The sequence below is a fragment of the Vibrio sp. 03-59-1 genome (assembly GCF_013114135.1).
In the GTDB taxonomy this organism is placed as follows: Bacteria; Pseudomonadota; Gammaproteobacteria; order Enterobacterales; family Vibrionaceae; genus Vibrio; species Vibrio cortegadensis.
On record NZ_VTYA01000044.1, the window covers coordinates 1 to 2,785 of the forward strand.

3 protein-coding genes and 1 pseudogene are annotated in these 2,785 nt (G+C 39.7%); all 4 read right to left on the bottom strand.

The genetic code is table 11. The annotated features are described in order from the left end of the window. Positions 1-375: 375 nt before the first annotated feature. A complete protein-coding gene (locus tag F0249_RS19615; protein ID WP_088729602.1) occupies positions 376-828 on the bottom strand; it encodes an N-acetyltransferase in 453 nt (150 codons plus the stop codon). A gap of 181 nt (positions 829-1,009) precedes the next feature. Beyond that, positions 1,010-1,258, bottom strand: a pseudogene (locus tag F0249_RS19620) (TIGR03643 family protein); the annotation flags it as partial. 797 nt (positions 1,259-2,055) lie between these two features. After that, complete coding sequence (locus tag F0249_RS19625; protein ID WP_253825357.1) at positions 2,056-2,283, bottom strand: hypothetical protein; 228 nt, start codon at positions 2,281-2,283, stop codon at positions 2,056-2,058. Positions 2,284-2,532: 249 nt separating this feature from the next. Next, the coding region (locus F0249_RS19630) for a DM13 domain-containing protein (protein WP_171757597.1) at positions 2,533-2,785 on the bottom strand (253 nt) is incomplete at its 5' end.

Genomic DNA, 2,785 nt, shown 5'->3' on the forward strand with positions numbered 1-2,785 from the left:
GCTTTGAGTTGATACCCTTTAAGCTAGAATCCAAGACAGGAACAATTGCTTCATAGTCCTTATGAGTGAGTTTACCTGTAGCCTTAAACACTAAAACAGATTCCGAGCCAATGCGCTCAATACCTATTGTAATTCCATGACGTTCTATGCTCATAGCGAGTACCTCAAGTTGGATTGACCTATACAGCTTAGGATAAGCGAGCAACAAAAGATGAGAGCTAATTACCAGTTTTATGCGGAATTTCAATGAGTAACATAACGCCCAATTAAGGTGCGACAACGCTATAAAACCTGAGCTAAACCATTACACCGTAAACACAAAGTTCAAATCGGAGTAAAATCGGCAAGCGTTAGGAGTCACTCTTAAATTGTTTGTTAGTTTTTTGTCTGCATGACCATGTTTATTCCTGTCGCTTTAAAGCCAATTTCCTTATAAAGCTTAAAAGCTCGCTCATTATCGTAAGCCACTAATAATTCAACCTGTTCAATTCCACTACCAGTCCAAAATTCATTCAATTCTTGAAATATGCGGCTGCCATAACCTTTACCTTGATACTCAGGGAAAACTTGGAAGTCATAAATGAATGCTGAGGTTTCTGCTAAAAAATACCAGAAATAACCAATTACATATGTAATACCATTCAATTTAACTTCGAGACACAGAAGAGTATTATTTTCTGTTTTTAACCCCTGAGGTAAACAGTCATCAAGTTCCATGTTTGCCAACTGCACCCCTTTAGCATGGGATACTTGCTTTGCGGCAGCGAGTTCTTGCCCTCTAAATTCATTGGAATACAACCTATAACACTGAAATTCTTCTTCAGTCATATTTCTATATGAGACCATCTTCAACCTTTATGCGATTTTCTTGAGAAAAACTAACGCCCAATTAAGTAGCTGACAACACTACCAATAGATTCAAATTTACCACCATAATCACTACACCTAAACCGAGTTGAAAATGCCAAGAGTTGACAGTCTGCTTAAATTGCTTGTTAGGTGTGGGTTCACGATGCTTGTACTGAGTTGGGCAATAAGCTCGTGTAATATCAGAACTTCGCAGCTTTTCGTGTTTGGTTAAACGTCCTGAAACTCGAGAGCGCCACAATTTAAAACTGCCACTTCTAAGTTTGCTGCGCATGAAGCGAATAACCTCAGCTTCATTCAAGCCAAATTGTAATTCTATTGCCTCAAACGGAGTTCTATCTTCCCACGCCATTTCAATAATTCTCGATGTTCTTTCTTCTTGTAGAGTCATTTTGCAGTCCTAAGTTAAAAAGTCGCTTTCTATACGCTAATTTCTAACTTATGATTCACAAAATATATAGCTTGACCTTCCAAACACCTAACGCCGCGTTAAGTAGTGAGCAACGCCTGCCACCTAACCTAAACCATTGCACCGTAAACACCAAAACTGACTTGAACTGAAAATGCCGAGCGTTGGGAATCTGTCTTAAACGCTTTGTTAGTTTGCTTACATGATGCAGGTAAAGTTTAGCGCCAAGGCGCTGAATTGGTTACAAAACTACTGGCTTTGAACACTAATGTAAAATTGAAAACTACGGAACTCAAACCCAACCAACAAAACGAACTTGGCTAAGAAGCGACATGCGATAAACAACCACAGTTTGAAGTACTTTAGCTGACAAAGGATTCATTCGACCAACCTGATAACCAAGTGCGACAAAGCCACTATTTTACGAAGGAACCACCAAGAAAAAGAAGCCGTGCGAGATGCACTAGGTGACCAAAGTTACTGATGCGGAGAAATGAATAACGTTGAACTCAAAGAGCCGAAAAACACTCTACGCGCGATGAGATTTGGTTGCACAACTTTCGCAAAACGAGCAGGTGTAAAGCACAGAAACCAGACTAAGCTCTTTGACCAAAAACGCTTTTCTACTTTTGCAAACTAACGCCCGCTTAAGTGGTGAGCAACGCAATGCGATGTTTCCGCACACCACCTAAATCACTAAACTTAACGCATCTTAAAGATGCCACGCGTTGCGAATCCGTCTTGAAGCGTTTGTTATGTGTATGACGCGAAACCTTCGATTACCAAACATAAAGCTTGAAATACGCAAGAAAGCTTACCATTACAACAAGACCGCTCCACGCTAGAAAAACCAGCGCTTTTTCTTCTGCTGACGCTTCATCCATGTCCGGCAACATAGCCAAAAAATAACATCCTATTGGAAACAACTCAAAGGCTCGACCTGCATATTGATTTGCCATCCCCAAAAATGGCGGAACAAATACATACAGAGTTGCGTATGCGAGCATAAATACGGTTAACAATACCCTATTTATGCCAACATATTCATTTTGATAACAACGGTATATGAAGTAAATGCCTGCCAATATTGATATATAAAGAAACACTCTTCACCTCAAAAAACACATAACGCCCAATTAAGGTGCGACAACGCTGTAACACCCAAGCTAAACCATTGCACCGTAAACATAAATTTCAAATCGAAGTGAAACTGCCACGCGTTGGAAGTCACTCTTAAATTGTTTGTTAGGAGTGGCTCATTTTTGGTATTTAGCTGATGTGATAAACTCACCAAATGTCTCACACCATACAATGACCGTATTATATTTAGATACATCGATTCCTTTCGGTATTTTGACCACGAAGTTTTCGAAAGTCTTAACATTACCAATGCGAACCATGTTGTCTTTTAATCGATTAAAATCAGATTCAGTTTCGACAAACTCGGTTGACAGGTAAAGCTTGTAATCAGGACCGGGAGCAAGGCTTCCAGTTAATGTGATGTACTCT

Coding starts and splice junctions, on each gene's coding strand:
- F0249_RS19615 (WP_088729602.1), bottom strand. CDS start 828: ATGACTGAAGAAGAATTTCAGTGTTATAGGTTGTATTCCAATGAATTT.
- F0249_RS19625 (WP_253825357.1), bottom strand. CDS start 2,283: ATGCTCGCATACGCAACTCTGTATGTATTTGTTCCGCCATTTTTGGGG.